Below are 17859 nucleotides of genomic sequence, written 5' to 3'. Positions count from 1 at the left end.
GGTGACGCACAGTCAATTCAAGCTGGTACGCGTGAGATCGAGGAACTCCTCGTCCGTCACGCCCAGTCGGCGGGCCTCGCCGACCAAGGCGCGCAGCCGCTCCACGAGATGGGCGCGGTCGGGAGCCTCGGCGCCCTGCATGATCACGGCGCCACGACCTCGGCGCAGCTCGATCAGTCCCTCCTCGCGCAGCCGCTGGTAGCCGCGCAACACGGTGTGGACGTTGACGCCCAGCGAATCGGCGAGTTCGCGGGCGGCGGGCAGGCGTTCACCGGGTTCGGCGCTGCCGTCGGCGAGGGCGCCGCGGACACAGGCGGCGATCTGGTCGCCGAGCGGGACGGCGGAGGCGGGGTCGACCCTGAAGAGCACGGTCAGATCCTCTCGTCGTCAGCGGCCGGGCCCATCGGCCCGCCGGTCGGCCCGTGATCGGAAGCGGCGCGCTCGCGAAGGGTGTTGAGCAGCGCCGCCGCCGTCCCGGCGTCCGGCACCGTCACGGCGAACTCGCGGCCGCTCGGCCGCCGTATGACCAGCGCCTCGCCGCCGCGCAGCACGAGGCCCGTCCGGTGCGGACGGACTCGGTAGCCCCAACCCCCGAAATCCGCTACGGGGTTGATGTCGCGGGCGATCGCCGCGGTGATGTCGGAGAGCGGGACACGGATCCGGGGCCGGGGGAGCACGGAGGAGACGACCGTCAGGCCGCGCCGGTCGACCGTCACCCTGATCCGGGCCAGGGCGAGCCCGGGCACACCGATGACCGGGCCGAGCAGGCCGAGCGGGGCGGACGGCCAGGGAGTAAGGGCGAGGGCGCCGAGCCCGGCGACGATGAAGGCGACAGCGAGCAGGCTCAGGAAGGGGGAGGCGACGCCGCGCGACCAGCCCGCCACCTCGCCTGTGCCCAGGTCGATCCGGTCCGCCGCCGGGGCGTCGGCGGACCCGGCGGCCGGGTCCTTGGGGACGAGTCGGGTCAGGCCGAGGCCCACGAGCGCGGCGAGAGCGCCGGCGACGGTGCCGAGGCTGACCAGGGTGAACGGGAAGTCGGCCCCGGCCGCGTCGGCGACATCGAGATTGCCCCGGAGGAGCAGGGGGGCCAGCGTGCCGGTGAACCCGGCCGTGGCCCAGGCGCCCCAGAGCGAGAAGCGCCGCACCCACAGCACCCAGCCGGCGCCGAACGCGAGCAGCACGACCGTGCTGCCGACGGCGTAGGCGCCGAGTCCGGTGAATCCGTCGGGGCGATCGCCGGCCCCGGAGAAGTGGGTGGCCAGCGGGTCCGGCAGGCGGTCGTACCAGGTGGCGAGGAGTGACAGATAGACGGCGAGCACGAGCGCGAACGGCGCGGCGGCGAGCACGCGGAGACGGTTCACGAGACCCTCCCTTGGTTCTAGTTGTTAGCACTCTACTAGAACAAGTAGGTGTTGTGCGGGTGGGTTTCCCCCTTGTGGGGGAGTGGGGGTGGGCGTACGGTGTCCTGCGTGATGAGACGAGACGTCTCGTCGCATCTCATGCGTCTCATGCGCCGCACACCCCTGTCGCCCAGCCCTGGAGGTCGCTCTGTTCCGCGTCCAACTCGCCGATGTCACCCAGCGCTACGACGACCGGCACGTTCACGACCGGATCGTCCTCGACCGGGTCTCCCTCTCTCTCCACGCGGGCGAACGCGTCGGCGTCGTCGGGGACAACGGCGCCGGAAAGTCCACCCTGTTGCGCCTGCTCGCGGGCCGCGAGACACCCGTCCACGGCACCGTCACCGTCGAGTCCCCCGGCGGACTCGGCTATCTCCCGCAGACCTTGGAGCTGCCTGCCGCCGCCGACCCCGGCGCCGCGACCGTCGGCGACGTGATCGACCACGCGCTCAGTGAGATACGGGAGTTGGAGGCGCGCATCCGGGCGGCGGAGGCCGCTCTCGCCACAGCCGAAGACGACGTCACGGCCGATGCCCTCGACGCGTACGCCGCCCTGACCGCCGCCTACGAAGCGCGCGGCGGCGTGGACGCCGACCGGCGGGTCGATATCGTGTTGCGCCGGCTCGGCGCGCGCGAACCCCTCGACCGCGCCCGCCCGCTCGCCCCCCTCTCCGGCGGTCTGCGCTCCCGGCTCGCCCTCGCCGCGACCCTCGCCGCCGACCCCGAACTCCTCCTTCTCGACGAGCCGACCAACGATCTCGACGACGAGGCCGTGGCCTGGCTGGAGGAGCGGCTGCGCGGACACCGCGGCACGGTCGTCGCCGTCACCCACGACCGCGCCTTCCTCGACCGGGTCACCACCGCGATCCTGGAAGTCGACCACGAGACCCGCACGGTGCGCCGCTACGGCAACGGCTACCCCGGCTATCTCGCGGGCCGCGCCGCCGACCGGGCGCGGCGGGAGCGGGAGTACGAGGAGTGGCGCGCCGAACGGGAACGGGGAGCCGCACTCGCCGAACGCGACACCGGGCGTCTTGCCGCCATCCCCCGCAAGGGACCGCGTGGCTTCAGCGGCGCCGGTGCGTTCCGGGCCCGGTCACGGACCCATGGGGCGATGAGCCGGATCCGTACCGCCCGCACCCGGCTGCGCGTACTCGACGAGAACCCGGTGCCCCGGCCCCCGGACCCGCTGCGCTTCACCGCCCGCTTCGGCACGCCGGGCGCAGGCGGCGACGGCGACGGCGGAGTCGGCGGAGCCGGAGCGACCCCGACTCCGCCGACTGTCATCGACGTCAAGGGAGTTCGGGTCGACGGACGGCTGTGCGTCGACGCGCTTCACCTCGAACCCGCTGAGCGTCTCCTCGTCACCGGACCCAATGGGGCAGGGAAATCAACCTTGTTGGCGCTCCTGGCGGGCGAACTCCTCCCGGACGCCGGAACCGTGACCGCCCCAGGTCCCGAACGGGTCGGGCTGCTCCGTCAGGACACGGCCGGGACCGCCGACCCGCGCCCGCTGGCGATCGCCTTCGGCGCGGGACGGGAGGAGGAACTTCTCGCGCTCGGTCTGTTCGCCGCCCGTGACCTCACCGTCCCGGTCCGCCTGCTGTCCGCCGGACAGCGCCGCAAACTGGCGCTGGCCCGTCTGGTGACCCGGCCCGTCGACCTGCTCCTTCTCGACGAGCCGACCAACCACCTGGCCCCGGGCCTGGTGGAGGAGATGGACGCGGCGTTCGCCGGCTACCCGGGGACGCTCGTGGTGGTCAGCCACGACCGGCGGCTGCGGGCGGGATTCCGGGGCCGCCGCCTGGGCCTCACTCCGGCTCCCGCCGCGCTCACCGCGACTTCGTGACCGGCTTGTACTGCTTGGACGACGTCTTGGACCGCGCCCCGCCCTTCGGCGCGCGCCGGGGTTCGTCCGTCGCCCCCTCCCCGCCCACGTGCGGGCGAGCGGCCTGGGGATCTTCGGCCCGGGCCGGCTCCTCGGACGCGGAAGCCGAGGGAGCGGCCGAGGCGGCCGAGGAGGGTTCCGGGGAGCCGGTCGCGGCAGGTGCCGAGGACGAGGAGTCCGGCTTCGACTCCGGCTTCGTCCCGTCCGTGCCGCCGCCCGGACTCGAACAGGCCCCCAGGACCAGCGTCAGCCCCAGCACCACCATGGCCGTCGTCGCCGTCACCGCGCTTCGGGCACGCATGCCCACCACCCCACCCCTGTCGTCCGCACGCCGTTCGTGCGGCGGGGATCGTAACCCGGTGGCCGGGCCGGCCCGGCCACCGGTGTCCGGACCCGCCCGGCGGTACCGGGCCCGGCCCCGGGCCCGTCAACCACTTCCGTCAGTCGTCCTCGCCGTCCTCCGGGCCGGCCTCCAGGTCGCCCTCCGTCTCCAGGAACACCTGCCGCAGCGCCGCCAGCGTCCCCGGGTCCGGCTTCTCCCACATCCCGCGCGACTCCGCCTCCAGCAGCCGCTCCGCGATCCCGTGCAGCGCCCAGGGGTTGGCCTCCTTCAAGAAGGCCTGGTTCTCCGGGTCGAGCACGTACTCCTGCGTGAGCTTGTCGTACATCCAGTCGGCGACCACGCCCGTCGTCGCGTCGTACCCGAAGAGGTAGTCGACGGTCGCCGCCAGCTCGAAGGCGCCCTTGTAGCCGTGCCGCCGCATCGCCGCGATCCAGCGCGGGTTGACGACTCGGGCGCGGAAGACCCGTGAGGTCTCCTCGACGAGGGTGCGGGTACGGACGGTCTCCGGGCGGGTGGAGTCGCCGATGTACGCCTCCGGGGCCGTGCCGCGCAGCGCGCGCACGGTCGCCACCATGCCGCCGTGATACTGGAAGTAGTCGTCGGAGTCGGCGATGTCGTGCTCGCGCGTGTCCGTGTTCTTCGCGGCGACCGCGATCCGCCGGTACGCCGTCTCCATCTCGGCGCGCGCCGGGCGGCCTTCGAGCCCGCGCCCGTACGCGTAGCCGCCCCACACCGTGTACACCTCGGCGAGATCGGCGTCCGTGCGCCAGTCGCGCGAGTCGATGAGCTGGAGCAGCCCCGCGCCGTACGTACCGGGCCGGGAGCCGAAGATACGGGTGGTGGCGCGCCGTTCGTCACCGTGCTCGGCGAGGTCGGCCTGGGCGTGCGCGCGGACGTGGTTGTCCTCGGCGGACTCCTCCGCGAGCCCCGCGACCAGCCGTACGGCGTCGTCGAGCAGCCCGATGACATGCGGGAACGCGTCACGGAAGAAGCCGGAGATACGCAGGGTCACATCGATCCGGGGCCGGCCGAGCTCGGCGAGCGGGATCGGCTCCAGTCCGCTTACGCGGCGCGAGGCGTCGTCCCACAGCGGCCGGACGCCGAGCAGCGCCAGCGCCTCGGCGACGTCGTCGCCCGCCGTGCGCATCGCGCTCGTCCCCCACAGGGACAGGCCGACGGAGGTGGGCCAGGTGCCGTTGTCCTCGCGGTAGCGGGCGAGCAGGGAGTCGGCGAGGGCCTGGCCGGTCTCCCAGGCGAGCCGGGACGGCACGGCCTTGGGGTCGACGGAGTAGAAGTTACGGCCGGTCGGCAGCACGTTGACCAGGCCGCGCAGCGGCGAGCCGGAGGGCCCGGCGGGCACGAAGCCGCCGTTCAACGCGTGGACACAGTGGGCGAGTTCGTCGGTGGTGGCGGCGAGCCGGGGCACGACCTGCTCGCAGGCGAAGCGCAGTACCGCCGTCACCTGCTCCAGACGACCGTCTGCCGCCAACTCGCCGTCGTCCAGGCCGAGTCGTGCCGCGTCCTCGACCGCGTCCACCGACCAGCCGGCCGCTTCCATGGCCTCGACCACCCGCCGCGCCCGCTCCTCGATGGCGTCGGTGCGGGTCCGGTCGGTCGCCGACTCGTCCAGGCCGAGCGCCTCGCGCAGTCCGGGCAGGGCCTGCGTGCCGCCCCAGATCTGGCGGGCCCGCAGAATGGACAGCACCAGGTTGACCCGCTCCGGCCCGGCCGGCGCCCCGCCGAGGACGTGCAGTCCGTCGCGGATCTGCGCGTCCTTCACCTCGCACAGCCAGCCGTCGACGTGCAGCAGGAAGTCGTCGAAGCCGTCGTCGTCCGGGCGGTCGGCCAGCCCCAGGTCGTGATCGAGCTTCGCGGCCTGGATCAGCGTCCAGATCTGGGCCCGGATCGCGGGCAGCTTCGCCGGGTCCATGCTGCTGATCTGGGCGTACTCGTCGAGGAGTTGCTCAAGGCGGGCGATGTCGCCGTAGCTGTCGGCGCGGGCCATCGGCGGCACGAGATGGTCCACGAGAGTGGCGTGCGCGCGGCGCTTGGCCTGCGTCCCCTCGCCGGGGTCGTTGACGAGGAACGGGTAGACCAGCGGCAGATCGCCGAGCGCCGCGTCCGGCCCGCAGGCGGCGGACAGGCCCGCGTTCTTGCCGGGCAGCCACTCCAGGTTGCCGTGCTTGCCGAGGTGGATCATCGCGTCGGCGCCGAAGCCGCCGTCGTCGGCGCGCGCCGCGATCCAGCGGTAGGCGGCGAGATAGTGGTGCGAGGGCGGCAGATCCGGGTCGTGGTAGATCGCGATCGGGTTCTCGCCGAAGCCGCGCGGCGGCTGGATGAGGACCAGCAGATTCCCGCGCCGCAGCGCGGCGAGCACGATGTCGCCGTCGGGGTCGCCGCCCTGGGCCGCCCGGGAGCGGTCCAGGAACATCTCGCCGGGCGCCGGGCCCCAGTGCTCCTCGACCCCGGCGCGCAGCTCGGCGGGCAGCGCCGCGTACCAGCGCCGGTAGTCGGCGGCCGGGATCCGTACCGGGTTCGCGGCCAACTGCTCCTCGGTCAGCCAGTCCTGGTCGTGGCCGCCCGCGTCGATCAGCGCGCGGATCAGCTCGTCGCCGTCGCCGGAGATCAGGCCCGGGATGTCCTTCGCTGGCCCGAAGTCGTACCCCTCGGCGATGAGCCGGCGCAGCAGCGCGACGGCCGAGGCGGGAGTGTCGAGGCCGACCGCGTTGCCGATCCGGGAGTGCTTGGTCGGGTACGCGGAGAGGACCAGGGCCACCCTCTTCTCCGCGTTCGGGATGTGGCGCAGCCGGGCGTGCCGGACGGCGATCCCCGCGACCCGTGCGGCGCGTTCGGCGTCCGCCACGTACGCGGGCAGACCGTCCTCGTCGATCTCCTTGAAGGAGAACGGGACGGTGATCAGCCGGCCGTCGAACTCCGGTACGGCGACCTGGCTCGCGGCGTCCAGCGGCGACAGACCCTCGTCGTTCTCCTCCCAGGACGCCCGGGAGCCGGTCAGGCACAGCGCCTGGAGGACCGGTACGTCGAGCGCGGCGAGCGCGCCCGCGTCCCACGCCTCCTCGTCCCCGCCGGCCTGCGCCTCGGCGGGCCGGGTGCCGCCCGCCGCGAGGACCGTGGTGACGATCGCGTCGGCGTCGCCGAGCGCCGCGAGCAGCTCGGGCTCGGGGGCGCGCAGGGAGGCCACGTACAGCGGGACCGCCCGGCCGCCCGCGTCCTCGATCGCGTCGCAAAGGGCGCCGACGAAGGCGGTGTTGCCGCTCATGTGGTGGGCGCGGTAATAGAGCACCGCGATGGCGGGGGCGTCGGGCGCCGGGGCCGTGCGGGGCGTGCGGTCGAGGGGGCCCCAGGCGGGCGCCGGGGCCGGGGCCTCGAAGCCGTGGCCGGTGAGCAGGACCGTGTCGGAGAGGAACCGGGCCAGCTGGGCGAGGTTGGCGGGGCCACCGTGCGCGAGGTACGCGTGGGCCTCGGTGGCGACCCCGACCGGGACCGTGGACGCGGCCATGAGCTGGGCGTCCGGGGCCTGTTCGCCGCTGAGCACGACCACCGGGAGGCCACTGGCGAGGACCGTGTCCAGGCCCTCCTGCCAGGAGCGCACCCCGCCGAGGAGCCGGACGACGACCAGCGTGGCGCCGTCGAGGAGCGCCGGGAGGTCGGCGAGCGGGAGGCGGGAGGGGTTGGCGAAGCGGTACGTCAGAGGGGCGGCCGAGGCGTCGGCGGCGCCGGATTCGGTGGTGGTTGTGGCGGCCGGGTCGGGACCGGCGGCCGGGGAGGCAGCGGACGTGGACGCGGCGGACACGGCGGACGCGGCGGCGTTCGCCGCACGGGCGCTGAGCAGGTCGGTGTCGGAATGCGACAGCAGAACGAGCATGGCGAGGCTCGGCCCTTCCTCGGGGTATCCGCGCCCCGGGTGGTCGTTGGATGGCGGGAGTTCCTGACTCACCGGACACCCGAGGCTCGGGGCCGGCTCACAGTGGCGGGACCGCGCCGGAATCTCACCGGGCTTCCTCCCCGGGGTCCTGGGACCCCATGCCGGTCTGCATCCTAGAACGAGTGGTCGGCGGAGCGGGAGGGGTGGTCCGTCACCCCCGGTTGCCGGGCCATCGCGCATAGGTATGCTCGCCGCCATGCCGCCCACTCCCGACACCTCACCCAAGCCGGGCGAACCTCCCATACGGGACCGTGGCGACGCGTGCCCCGGGGCGCTCCGGTTGCATGTCGCCGCTGATGGATTTCTTGCCCGACTGCGCTTGCCCGCAGGCAAGTTGACGCATGATCAGATCGAGTTGCTGGCTTCCGTTTCCGAGTCTCTCGGGGACGGCGCCGTCAGCATCACCTCGCGCGGCAACGTGGAGCTGCGCGGCCTGCCGGACGGCTCGGCGAGCACCCTCGCCGACCGCCTCGGACCCGGCGGACTGCTCCCCTCGCCGACCCACGAGCGGGTCCGCAACATCGTCGCCTCACCGGCCGCCGGACTCGACGGAGCCGGCCATGCCGACGTGCACGCCTGGGCCCGTGACCTGGACCGACTGCTGTGCGCGGAGCCCCGCGCGGCCGCCCTCTCGGGGCGTTTCCTGTTCGTCCTGGACGACGGGCGCGGCGATGTCGCCGGACTCGGCGGCGATGTGACCTTGATCGCAGAACCGGGCGGCGCGTCCGCCCTGCTCCGGGTCGGGGACCGGACGCTGCGGATCGCCGCCGGGCACGCGCCCCGGGCCGCCCTCGCCGCCGCCCTCGCCTTCCTCGCCGCCGCCGAGGCGGCCGGCACCGGGGCGTGGCGGGTCGGCGAGTTGCCGGCCGGGGCGGCCGAGGCCGTCGACCTGAGCGGTGCGGGCGGGCAGCCCGTACCCGTACCGCCCCCGCTGCCCTCCGGCCCCCCGCCCGCACCCGGCCCGCTCGGCCCGCGCGCCGTGTCCGTCCTCGCCCCCCTCGGCCGGCTGACCGCCGCGCAGTTGCGGGCGCTGCTGCCCGCGGCGGAGGTACGGCTGACGCCCTGGCGCGGGGCGGTCGTCGTGACCCACGAGCAGGGGGTGGAGCCCGGGCACGTAAGCGAGTCGGAGCCCGCGTCCGCGTCCGAGCGCGCGCCCGAACCGCTCGCGCACCTCGCACGCCTCGCCTCGGCCGGCCTGATCACCCGCCCCGACGCCCCCGGCGCCGGAGTCACCGCCTGCACCGGTCTGCCCGGCTGCGCCAAGTCCCTGGCGGACGTACGGGCGGACGCCGCCCGCGCCCTCGCCGTACCCGCCGGTGCGCTGCCCGTGCACTTCGCCGGCTGCGCCCGGCGCTGCGGGCACCCGCGCGGCACCTGGGTCGACGTCCTCGCGACCGCGTCCGAGGCCGCGCCCGAGACCGCGACCGAGGCCGAGACCACCAGGGACGGCGCGTACCTGGTGGACGGCGCCCCCACCCCCCGTACCGCCCTGCCCGGCGCGGTCGCCACCGCCCGTACCGCCCGTACCGCCGGCGCCGGCCCATCCGCCCTCACCGCCCGCGCGGCTTACACGACCCCCACGAGATGAGCGAGAGCCCCACGATGTTCGAGTACGAGAAGGACGGCGCGGAGATCTACCGTCGTTCCTTCGCCACGATCCGGTCCGAGGCCGCGGCGGATCTCGCGGGCCTGCCCGACGACGTCGCCACGGTCGCCGTCCGGATGATCCACGCCTGCGGCATGACCGACCTCGTCCGGGACATCGCCCACTCGCCCGGCGTCGTCGCCGCCGCGCGCGCCGCACTGCGCGCCGGGGCGCCCATCCTGTGCGACGCGCGGATGGTCGCCAGCGGTGTCACCCGCAAGCGGCTGCCCGCCGACAACGACGTGCTGTGCATGCTCTCCGACCCGGCCGTACCCGCGCTCGCCGCCGAGCTGGGCACGACCCGTTCCGCCGCCGCCCTGGAGCTGTGGCGCGACAAGTTGGCGGGTTCGGTCGTCGCGGTCGGCAACGCGCCCACCGCCCTCTTCCACCTCCTGGAGATGGTCGCGAACGGCGCCGGGAAGCCCGCCGCCGTCCTCGGCATCCCGGTCGGCTTCATCGGCGCCGCCGAGTCCAAGGACGCGCTCGCCGCGAACGAACTCGGCCTCGAATACCTGGTGGTGCGGGGCCGGCGCGGCGGCAGCGCCATGACGGCCGCCGCCCTCAACGCCCTCGCGCACGAAGCGGAGATCCAGGCATGAGCACCCCTGTCCCGTCCACGACTCCCGGCAAGCTGTACGGGGTCGGGCTCGGCCCCGGCGACCCCGACCTGATGACGGTCGCGGCGGTCCGCGCGATAGCGGAGGCCGACGTGGTCGCGTACCACTCGGCCCGGCACGGCCGTTCCATCGCCCGCTCCATCGCGGCCCCGCACCTGCGGCCCGAGCAGGTCGAGGAACAGCTGGTGTACCCGCTCACCGTGGAGAGCACCGACCACCCCGGCGGCTATCGGGGCGCGCTCGACGACTTCTACGAGGAGGCCGCCGCCCGCCTCGCCGCGCACCTGGACGCGGGCCGCACGGTCGCCGTCCTCGCCGAGGGCGACCCGCTGTTCTACGGCTCGTACCAGCACATGCACAAGCGGCTCGCGCACCGCTACGACACCACCGTCATCCCCGGCGTCACCTCCGTGAGCGCCGCCGCCGCCCGGCTCGGCGAGCCGCTGTGCGAGGCCGAGGAGACCCTGACGATCGTCCCCGGCACCCTGTCCGAGGACGAGCTGACCGCGCGGCTCGCGGGCGCCGACTCGGCCGTCGTGATGAAGCTCGGCCGCACCTTCCCCACCGTGCGCCGCGCCCTGGAACGGGCCGGACGCCTCGACGAAGCCCGTTACGTGGAACGGGCGTTCATGGCGGGCGAGCGCACCGGGCGGCTCGCGGACGTCGACCCGTCGACCGTTCCGTACTTCTCCGTGGCCGTCCTGCCGTCGCGGATCGACGAGCGGCCGGCCGTACGGGAGCGGGGCGAGGTCGTGGTCGTCGGCACCGGTCCGGCCGGCGCGCCCTGGCTCACCCCCGAGTCGCGCGGCGCGCTCGTCCAGGCGGACGACCTCGTCGGCTACACCACCTATCTCGACCGCGTCCCGGTGCTGCGGGCCGGCCAGCGGCGGCACGGCTCCGACAACAAAGTCGAGTCCGAGCGCGCCGAGTTCGCCCTCGACCTGGCCCGGCGCGGCCGGCGGGTCGCCGTCGTCTCCGGCGGCGATCCGGGCGTCTTCGCGATGGCGACGGCGGTCCTGGAGGTCGCGGCGGAGGAACGGTACGCCTTCGTCCCCGTACGGGTTCTCCCGGGTGTCACCGCCGCCAACGCCGCCGCTGCCGCCGCGGGCGCGCCCCTCGGCCACGACTACGCGACGATCTCCCTCTCCGACCGCCTCAAGTCCTGGGACGTCATCGCCGGCCGGCTGCGTGCCGCCGCCGAGGCCGATCTGGTCCTCGCCCTCTACAACCCGGGCTCCCGCAGCCGTGCCCACCAGGTGGCCGCCGCCCGGGAGTTGCTTTTGGAGGTGCGCTCGCCCGACACCCCGGTGGTCGTGGCGCGGGACGTCGGCGGGCCGGAGCAGTCGGTGCGCGTGCTGACCCTGAAGACCCTGGACCCCGCCGAGGTCGACATGCGCACCCTCCTCCTCGTCGGCTCCTCCCGGACGCGGGTCACCGAGCGCGCGGACGGACGGACGCTGACCTGGACGCCGCGGCGGTACTGAGGAGCCGGCCTGTCGGGGAGGGCCGGTCTTACGGGGCGGGGCCGCGGTCGTCCGGACCCGACCCCGTACGACCGACCCTCCCCGACCGGGCAACGCACGAGCAACGCCCGGGTAGACGAGGCATCCCGCACAGGCGATCACGGCAGGTAGAGTCGTACGACTTGGTCGCACAACCGTACGCAGGGCCCCACCCCGACGGCTGTCGCGCACCAAGCGTCACCACCCCCACGCCCTCCTGTCCGTTTTTCTCCACGGTCCCGGAAAGGGCCTTACACGCCTGTGAACACGCGTATCCGGACGAGAGTCCCGGCCGCCCTGGCCGGCCTCGTCACCCTTGCCTCCGCCGCCGGTCTCGTCACCGCCGCCGGAGCGCCCGCCGCCGCGGCGACGGTGACCTGCAACTCCCCTGTGTGGAAAGTGCAGTTCTTCGCCAACACGACGTTCGGCGGCACCCCGAGGAAGACCGCCTGCGACGCGGCGATCTCCGAGAACTACGGTTCCGGCCACCCGTCCGGGGTGAGCCTGCCCAACGACAACTTCTCGGTCCGCTGGTCGCTGACCCGCGACTTCGGCTCCGGCGGCCCCTTCACCTTCGCCGCCGAGGCGCAGGACGGCATCCGGGTCTACCTGGACGGCTCCCGCAAGATCGACCTGTGGAAGGACGTCTCCTCCACCAGGAAGAAGTCGGTCAACGTCACCATCCCGAAGGGCAAGCACACCCTGCGCGTCGACTTCGTGGCGTGGAAGGGCAAGGCGAACGTGAAGTTCGCGTACACGCCCCGCACCACCGCCTCGGTCGACAAGGTCAAGCCGCTCGCCCCGTCGGGCGCGTCCGTCGCGTACGACCGGGAGGCCGGCGCCGCGACGCTGCGGTGGACCGCCAACAAGGAGATGGACCTGGCCGGTTACCGGGTCTACCGCCGTCCGTCGCTCGGCACCACGTGGACGAAGGTCAGCGGTACGGGTCTGGTCACCAAGACCGCCTTCACCGACAGGTCCGCCCCGGTCACCGGTGCGAAGTTCGGCTACGAGGTCCGCGCCGTCGACAAGGCGGGCAACGAGTCCGCCGGCTCCGCCGACGTCTATGTCACGACGGTCGACACGATCGGTCCGCCCGCCCCGACCGGGCTCACCGTGCGCTACGACTACCGGATGGCCTACCTGCGCTGGGACGCGCCGCCGGAATCGGGCGTGGTTCGCTGGGAGGTGTGGGCGGCTCTGGACGAGGCCGGCCCGTACCACTTGATCTCGCAGCCGGACGACATCGTGGACGAAGTCAACGCACCCGAGAACAGCACGCGCTACTACCGCGTTCAGGCCTTCGACAGGTTCGACAATCCGTCGCCGTTCTCCGCCGTGGTCGCCGACGACGGCGTCGACCGGACCGGGCCGTGGCTCAGCCCGACCGGCGTGAAGGCCGTCGCCCGCCCGGGCTCGACCGACGTGCACTGGTCGATGCACTCCGCCTTCTTCATGGACTGGGACACCGGCGGCTCGTACCGGCTGTACCGCTCGCCCGGCCACACCCTCGACAAGGCCGCACTCACCCGGGTGACCTGCGCCGAGGGCAGTGACTTTTGGCTGAAGGGCGGCCACTGCGTCGACCTGACCATGGACCAGGGCGCGTACTACACGTACGCCGTCGCGGCCGTGGATCCGAGCGGCAACGAGAGCGCGCTGTCGGCGCCGCTCACCGTCCGTACGGGCGACCAGGTCGCCCCGGCGCCGCTCACCGGTGTGACGGCCACCCCCCGCGCCGACGGCATCCAGCTGAGCTGGGACGCCTCCACCGCCGACGACCGCGACGACAGCTCGCCCTACTGGGTGTGGACCGGCGTTCCGCGGGCAGACGGCACCGTCGAGTGGACCGGCGTGTCCACCTGCGACCCCGTCGGGGGCGCCGCGACCACGGTTGTGTGCAAGCGAGCGGCGGACATGCCGCAGACCCGCGTGTACGCGGTCGTCGCCGACGACCGCTGGTCCAACAGGCTGCGCCCGGACGCCCCGGGCGTCATGACCGTGACCGTCACCGATCCGTACGTTCGTCCCGCCCCGTAGGAACCGAGGGCCGGAAAGCCGGGGGCGCGCCCAGCGCGGGTGGTCTACGCCGACCGCGTCCGACCTCCGCGCAGCTCCCGCACCCAGACGGCCGCCTCCTGTGGGGAGGCGGCCGTCGCCGTGTCCGCCGGCACCGGCGGGCGGCGGACGACGACGACCGGGATGCCCGCCTCGCGGGCGGCCGCGAGCTTGGGGGCGGTGGCGGCCCCGCCGCTGTCCTTCGTCACCAGGACGTCGACGCGGTGCCGGGCGAGGAGTTCGCGCTCGCCCTCCAGGGTGAACGGGCCTCGGTCCAGGAGGACTTCGGTACGGGCGGGCATCGGGCCCTCGGGCGCGTCGACCGAGCGGACCAGGAACCACTGCGGGCAGTCCGCGAAGGCCGCCAGGCCCATCCGGCCGGTGGTGAGGAAGACCCGCTCGCCGAGAGGGGCGGGACGGCCGGGGGCGCCCGCTCCCAGCAGCCGCGCCGCCCCCGCGAGCGAATCCACCTCGTGCCAGACGTCCCCGGCACGCGGGACCCAGCCGGGGCGGCGGAGCGCGAGCAGGGGAACATGGGCGGTGGCGGCCGCCTCGGCCGCGTTGAAACTGATCCGCTCGGCGAAGGGATGAGTGGCGTCGATGACCGCGTCCACGGAGTGCTCCCGTATCCACGCGGCGAGCCCGGCCGGCCCGCCGAAGCCGCCGATCCGCACCTCACCTGCCGGCAGCCGCGGGGCGGCGACCCGCCCGGCGAGGGAACTGGTCACGCGCATTCCCGGGACACCCGGGACACCCGGGACACCCGGGACACCCGGGACACCCGGGACACCCGGGACACCCGGGACACCCGGGACACCCGGGACACCCGGGACACCTGGGACACCCGGGACACCCGGGACACCCGGCGCCCCCGATACCCCCGGGAGCGGCTCGCCCTCGTCCGGCGCGCCGGACCGGTGGAGTCCGGGCTCGTGGAGCAAGCCGGCCAGAACACGGGCCTCGGTCGTCCCGCCGAGGACGAGTACGTGCATGGGAGTTCCTTCGTGAGCGGCGGCGGGCGGGCGGCCCAACTCAAGCACACCGGTCTGCGGCCCGGCTGGACGACCGGCGCCTGCGCGACGGCGGCGACGACCGCCGCGTACACCGCCCTGCTCTCCGGCGAGTTCCCGGACCCGGTGACGATCACCCTGCCCAAGGGCCAGACGCCCGCCTTCGCGCTGGCCGTGGAGGCGACGGGGCCCGGCTTCGCGACGGCCGGGGTGATCAAGGACGCGGGCGACGACCCGGACGTCACCCACGGGGCGCTGATCCGGTCGACGGTACGGGTGCTGCCGCCCGGCTCCGGTGTCGTGTTCCGGGCCGGGGAGGGGGTCGGCACCGTGACCCTGCCCGGACTGCCGCTGGAGGTCGGCGAACCGGCGATCAACCCCGTCCCCCGGCAGCTGATGCGCGAGCACGTGACGGTGGTGGCCGCCGCCCACGGCCACCGGTCCGCCGACGTCGAGATCACGATCTCCGTCGACGACGGCGCCGAGATCGCCCGCTCCACCTGGAACCCGCGCATCGGCATCCTCGGCGGCCTGTCGATCCTCGGGACGACCGGCGTCGTCGTGCCGTACTCCTGCTCGGCGTGGATCGACTCGATCCGGCGCGGGGTCGACGTGGCGCGCGCCGGCGGGATCACCCATGTCGCGGGCTGCACCGGGTCCACCTCGGAGCGGACCGTCGCCGAGCTTTACGAGCTGCCGGAGATCGCCTTGCTCGACATGGGCGACTTCGCGGGGGCCGTCCTCAAGTACCTGCGCCGTCACCCGGTGGACCGGCTCACCGTCTGCGGCGGGTTCGCGAAGCTCTCCAAGCTGGCCGCCGGCCATCTCGACCTGCACTCGGCCCGTTCCCAGGTCGACAAGACCTTCCTCGCCGACCTGGCCCGCGCGGGCGGGGCGGACGGCGCGCTCGCCGCCGAGGTCGCCGCCGCCAACACCGGCCTGGCCGCGCTCCGGCTGTGCGAGGCCGCCGGTGTCCCTCTCGGCGACCTCGTCGCCGCCCGCGCGCGCGACGAGGCGCTGGCGGTGCTGCGCGGCGCGCCGGTCGCGGTGGACGTGGTGTGCGTCGACCGGGCGGGCGTGGTGGTCGGGCGGGCGGCGGCGCGGGGACCGAAGGATCCGGCGGAGGTCGCGGGGGTCCGGCAGGGGTGAGGGCCGAGGGGCGCCGCCGGGGGCGTGTGAGCGCGTGCGTGCGGGAGCCCGTAAGGGGTGGTGGACCCGTACGGGGTGGGGGACCCGCGAGGGACTCGCAGGGGACCCGTAACGGCCGGGAAAATCAGGGGAATTCGTCCCTCCTGCCTTGCAGAATGCCGGGATGACCGACTTCTCGTACAAGCCCACCCTGACCGGCGAGCGCGTCACGTTGCGTCCCGTCACCGAGGACGACGTCCCCGCGCTCCTGCCGCTGTTCTCGGACCCGGAGATCCAGCGGCTGACCGGCTCGCACGCCGACTTCACGGAGGCGGCGCTGCGGCAGTGGTACGCGACGCGCGGCGCGCGCCCCGACCGGCTCGACCTCGCGGTGGTCGAGCGGGCGAGCGGCCGGGTCGTCGGCGAGGCCGTCCTCAACGCGTGGGACCGGCCCAACGAGAGCTGTGGTTTCCGCATCTGCCTGGCCCCGGACGTGCTCGGCCGAGGTCTCGGTACGGAGGCGACCCGGCTGATCGTCGGCCACGCGCTGGAGACGCTGGGGCTGTACCGGGTGTGGCTGGAGGTGTACGCGTTCAACCCGCGCGCCCGCCGCGCCTACGAGAAGGCCGGTTTCCGCGCGGAGGGGGTGCTGCGCGGGGCGCTGCTGTGGAAGGGGGAGCGGGTGGACGCCACGGTGATGTCGGTCATCGCGCCGGAGTGGCCGCCAACGGCCCTTTAGTGGCGGGGTATATGCCGGACGGAGTGGGGCGACGGGGCGGCATATGCCGGACTCTCGCCATCCAAGTGACCTCATATCCCGGCCACTTGCTCCGGCTGTCGCTCAACTCCCGCTTTCCTTGCCGGAACCCGGCAATGACCTTCCGGAATCCGGATGGGAGGGTGAAGGGGCCAACCCCGATCCCCAGGAGAGGTGTTCCATGCGTGACACGCGCGTTCTTCCCCGGTCCACCGCGGTACTGACCCTGCTCGCCGCGACGCTGGCCCTGACGGGGTGCGCAGGTCAGCAGGAAGAACGGTCGGTGTCCGCCGACCCGACGACCGCAGGGATCTCGGGCGGTGGGATCTCGGGCGGAGGTACGTCGGGGGGCGGCTCCGCCGGCGGTCCGGGATCCGCGTCGTCGACGGAGCCGGACTTCATGATCACGTCCACCAACAGCCACATGACGCGCGAGTCCTGGCATGCCTCGGGCGGCACCACGGCCTTCTCGGGCGCCAGGCAGGAGATGTGGTCGGACCCGGCCGACGGATTCCACATGCGGGTCACCGGTTCCCAGTCCGGCGACGTCTACTGCGACAAGGGCACCTCCTACACCAGCGCTCCGCTGTTCGCCGCCGCGCTGAACGAACGCGGCCAGTCCGTCAAGGTCCCCGACCACCTCAAGGACCGGTACGTCTCCACCGTCTTGAACTCGGGCTGCGAGATCTACTACCTGATCCCCGAGTCCGTCCAGCGGGCCAAGGACAAGGACCGCACCGTGGGCGGCCGGGACGCGGAGGCCTACGAGGGCGGCAACGGCGAGACCCAGGAGGTCTACTACATCGGGGGCCTCAACATCCTCCGCCTCGACTCGTCGCGCGGCGGCCGCACGAGCACGACGACGTACGACTCCTTCGGCAAGTCCTTCTCGATCACCATGCCGCCCCAGTCGAAGGTCATGACGGTCAGCGAATTTCGTACCGCTGTCCACGGATGACCTGCGGTTTCACAGGTCCGATGGCCGCCGTTCCCACGGGTGATGCGGCGGCCCGGTTCCGGTCGCAGACTGGGGGAGGAGGGGGGCCGGGCAGCCGTGCGCGTCGGTGAGTGACGCGGCGCACGGGGTCGCGAGAGGAGAGAGACCGTGGACTATCCACTGTTGAACGCCTTCTGGACCATCATGTGGATCTTCCTCTGGGTCCTGTGGTTCATGCTGCTCTTCCGGATCATCGGCGACATCGTCCGCGACGACGATCTGAACGGCTGGGCCAAGGCCGGATGGGCCGTGCTGGTCGTCCTGCTGCCGTTCCTCGGCTGCTTCGTCTACCTCCTGGCCCGCGGCAAGGGCATGGGCACACGCGAACTGAGGCGGGCCCAGGCCAACGAGAAGGAGTTCCAGGAGTACATCCGGGCCGCCGCGACCCCGTCCGGGCTGTCCGGCGGCGGCGGGCACGCCGACCAGCTGTCGAAGCTGGCCGAGCTGAAGTCGCATGGGCATCTCACGGACGAGGAGTATCAGCGGGCGAAGGAGAAGGTGCTCGCGAGCTGACGGGCGGACCCGGTCCCGGTCCCGGACCCGGACCCGGACCCGGGCTCGGTACGGG

Annotated in this window: 14 protein-coding genes and 1 riboswitch; of the genes, 9 read left to right on the top strand and 5 right to left on the bottom strand. The window is 73.7% G+C overall.

The genetic code is table 11. The features are described 5' to 3' along the window. Positions 1 to 12: 12 nt before the first annotated feature. Positions 13 to 369, bottom strand: coding sequence for a GntR family transcriptional regulator (locus ACGFRB_RS18205; protein WP_361229003.1), 357 nt, complete (start codon positions 367 to 369; stop codon positions 13 to 15). 2 nt (positions 370 to 371) lie between these two features. Beyond that, complete coding sequence (locus tag ACGFRB_RS18200; RefSeq protein WP_393244080.1) at positions 372 to 1361, bottom strand: hypothetical protein; 990 nt, start codon at positions 1359 to 1361, stop codon at positions 372 to 374. Between the two features lie 175 nt (positions 1362 to 1536). Between ACGFRB_RS18200 and ACGFRB_RS18195 the strand changes: the two genes are divergently transcribed. Continuing rightward, positions 1537 to 3249, top strand: coding sequence for an ATP-binding cassette domain-containing protein (locus ACGFRB_RS18195; RefSeq protein ID WP_393244166.1), 1713 nt, complete (start codon positions 1537 to 1539; stop codon positions 3247 to 3249). On the opposite strand, the gene ACGFRB_RS18190 is transcribed toward ACGFRB_RS18195, so the two are convergent. Together ACGFRB_RS18190 and cobN are read right to left on the bottom strand one after the other, a co-directional pair. Beyond that, positions 3233 to 3589, bottom strand: coding sequence for a hypothetical protein (locus ACGFRB_RS18190; protein WP_393244078.1), 357 nt, complete (start codon positions 3587 to 3589; stop codon positions 3233 to 3235). The two genes, ACGFRB_RS18195 and ACGFRB_RS18190, sit on opposite strands and share 17 nt — an antisense overlap. Before the next feature lie 139 nt (positions 3590 to 3728). Then, positions 3729 to 7517 carry a cobaltochelatase subunit CobN gene (gene cobN / locus ACGFRB_RS18185; RefSeq protein WP_393244076.1) on the bottom strand — a complete coding sequence of 1263 codons (3789 nt, stop codon included), beginning with the start codon at positions 7515 to 7517 and terminating at the stop codon, positions 3729 to 3731. Positions 7518 to 7555: 38 nt separating this feature from the next. After that, positions 7556 to 7692: riboswitch (cobalamin riboswitch) on the bottom strand. Positions 7693 to 7932: 240 nt separating this feature from the next. On the opposite strand from cobN, the gene ACGFRB_RS18180 reads away from it, so the two are divergent. From ACGFRB_RS18180 to ACGFRB_RS18165, 4 genes are all read left to right on the top strand, one after another. Then, entirely contained in the window at positions 7933 to 9165 is a 1233-nt protein-coding gene (locus tag ACGFRB_RS18180) for a cobalamin biosynthesis protein CobG (protein WP_393244074.1), read from the top strand. Next, a complete protein-coding gene (locus ACGFRB_RS18175; protein WP_363005739.1) occupies positions 9162 to 9821 on the top strand; it encodes a precorrin-8X methylmutase in 660 nt (219 codons plus the stop codon). Before ACGFRB_RS18180 ends, ACGFRB_RS18175 begins: the two co-directional genes overlap by 4 nt. Continuing rightward, positions 9818 to 11323 carry a precorrin-2 C(20)-methyltransferase gene (locus ACGFRB_RS18170; RefSeq protein ID WP_393244072.1) on the top strand — a complete coding sequence of 502 codons (1506 nt, stop codon included), beginning with the start codon at positions 9818 to 9820 and terminating at the stop codon, positions 11321 to 11323. The genes ACGFRB_RS18175 and ACGFRB_RS18170 overlap by 4 nt, the downstream gene beginning before the upstream one ends. Positions 11324 to 11602: 279 nt before the next feature. Next, positions 11603 to 13381 (top strand): PA14 domain-containing protein, encoded by a 1779-nt coding sequence (locus ACGFRB_RS18165; RefSeq protein WP_393244070.1) that lies wholly within the window; start codon positions 11603 to 11605, stop codon positions 13379 to 13381. 44 nt (positions 13382 to 13425) lie between these two features. Here the strand turns inward: ACGFRB_RS18165 and ACGFRB_RS18160 are convergent, their stop codons facing one another. Continuing rightward, positions 13426 to 14133, bottom strand: a complete 708-nt coding sequence (locus ACGFRB_RS18160; RefSeq protein ID WP_393244068.1) for a cobalt-precorrin-6A reductase — start codon at positions 14131 to 14133, stop codon at positions 13426 to 13428. Between the two features lie 270 nt (positions 14134 to 14403). Here ACGFRB_RS18160 and ACGFRB_RS18155 point away from each other — a divergent pair, with 270 nt between their 5' ends. The 4 genes from ACGFRB_RS18155 to ACGFRB_RS18140 all read left to right on the top strand — a co-directional run bounded on the left by ACGFRB_RS18155 (position 14404) and on the right by ACGFRB_RS18140 (position 17804). Next, positions 14404 to 15558, top strand: a complete 1155-nt coding sequence (locus tag ACGFRB_RS18155; RefSeq protein WP_393244164.1) for a cobalt-precorrin-5B (C(1))-methyltransferase — start codon at positions 14404 to 14406, stop codon at positions 15556 to 15558. Between the two features lie 163 nt (positions 15559 to 15721). Continuing rightward, positions 15722 to 16276, top strand: coding sequence for a GNAT family N-acetyltransferase (locus ACGFRB_RS18150; protein WP_393244066.1), 555 nt, complete (start codon positions 15722 to 15724; stop codon positions 16274 to 16276). 199 nt (positions 16277 to 16475) lie between these two features. Next, on the top strand, positions 16476 to 17252 hold the full coding sequence (locus ACGFRB_RS18145) for a hypothetical protein (protein ID WP_393244064.1): 777 nt from the start codon (positions 16476 to 16478) through the stop codon (positions 17250 to 17252). Positions 17253 to 17399: 147 nt separating this feature from the next. Then, positions 17400 to 17804 carry an SHOCT domain-containing protein gene (locus ACGFRB_RS18140; RefSeq protein WP_393244062.1) on the top strand — a complete coding sequence of 135 codons (405 nt, stop codon included), beginning with the start codon at positions 17400 to 17402 and terminating at the stop codon, positions 17802 to 17804. Positions 17805 to 17859: the final 55 nt, after the last annotated feature.

The sequence above is a fragment of the Streptomyces sp. NPDC048718 genome (genome assembly GCF_043198875.1).
Lineage (GTDB): Bacteria > Actinomycetota > Actinomycetes > Streptomycetales > Streptomycetaceae > Streptomyces.
The sequence above is the reverse complement of the archived record's forward strand: the minus strand, read 5'-3'. Positions and strand labels throughout refer to the sequence as shown.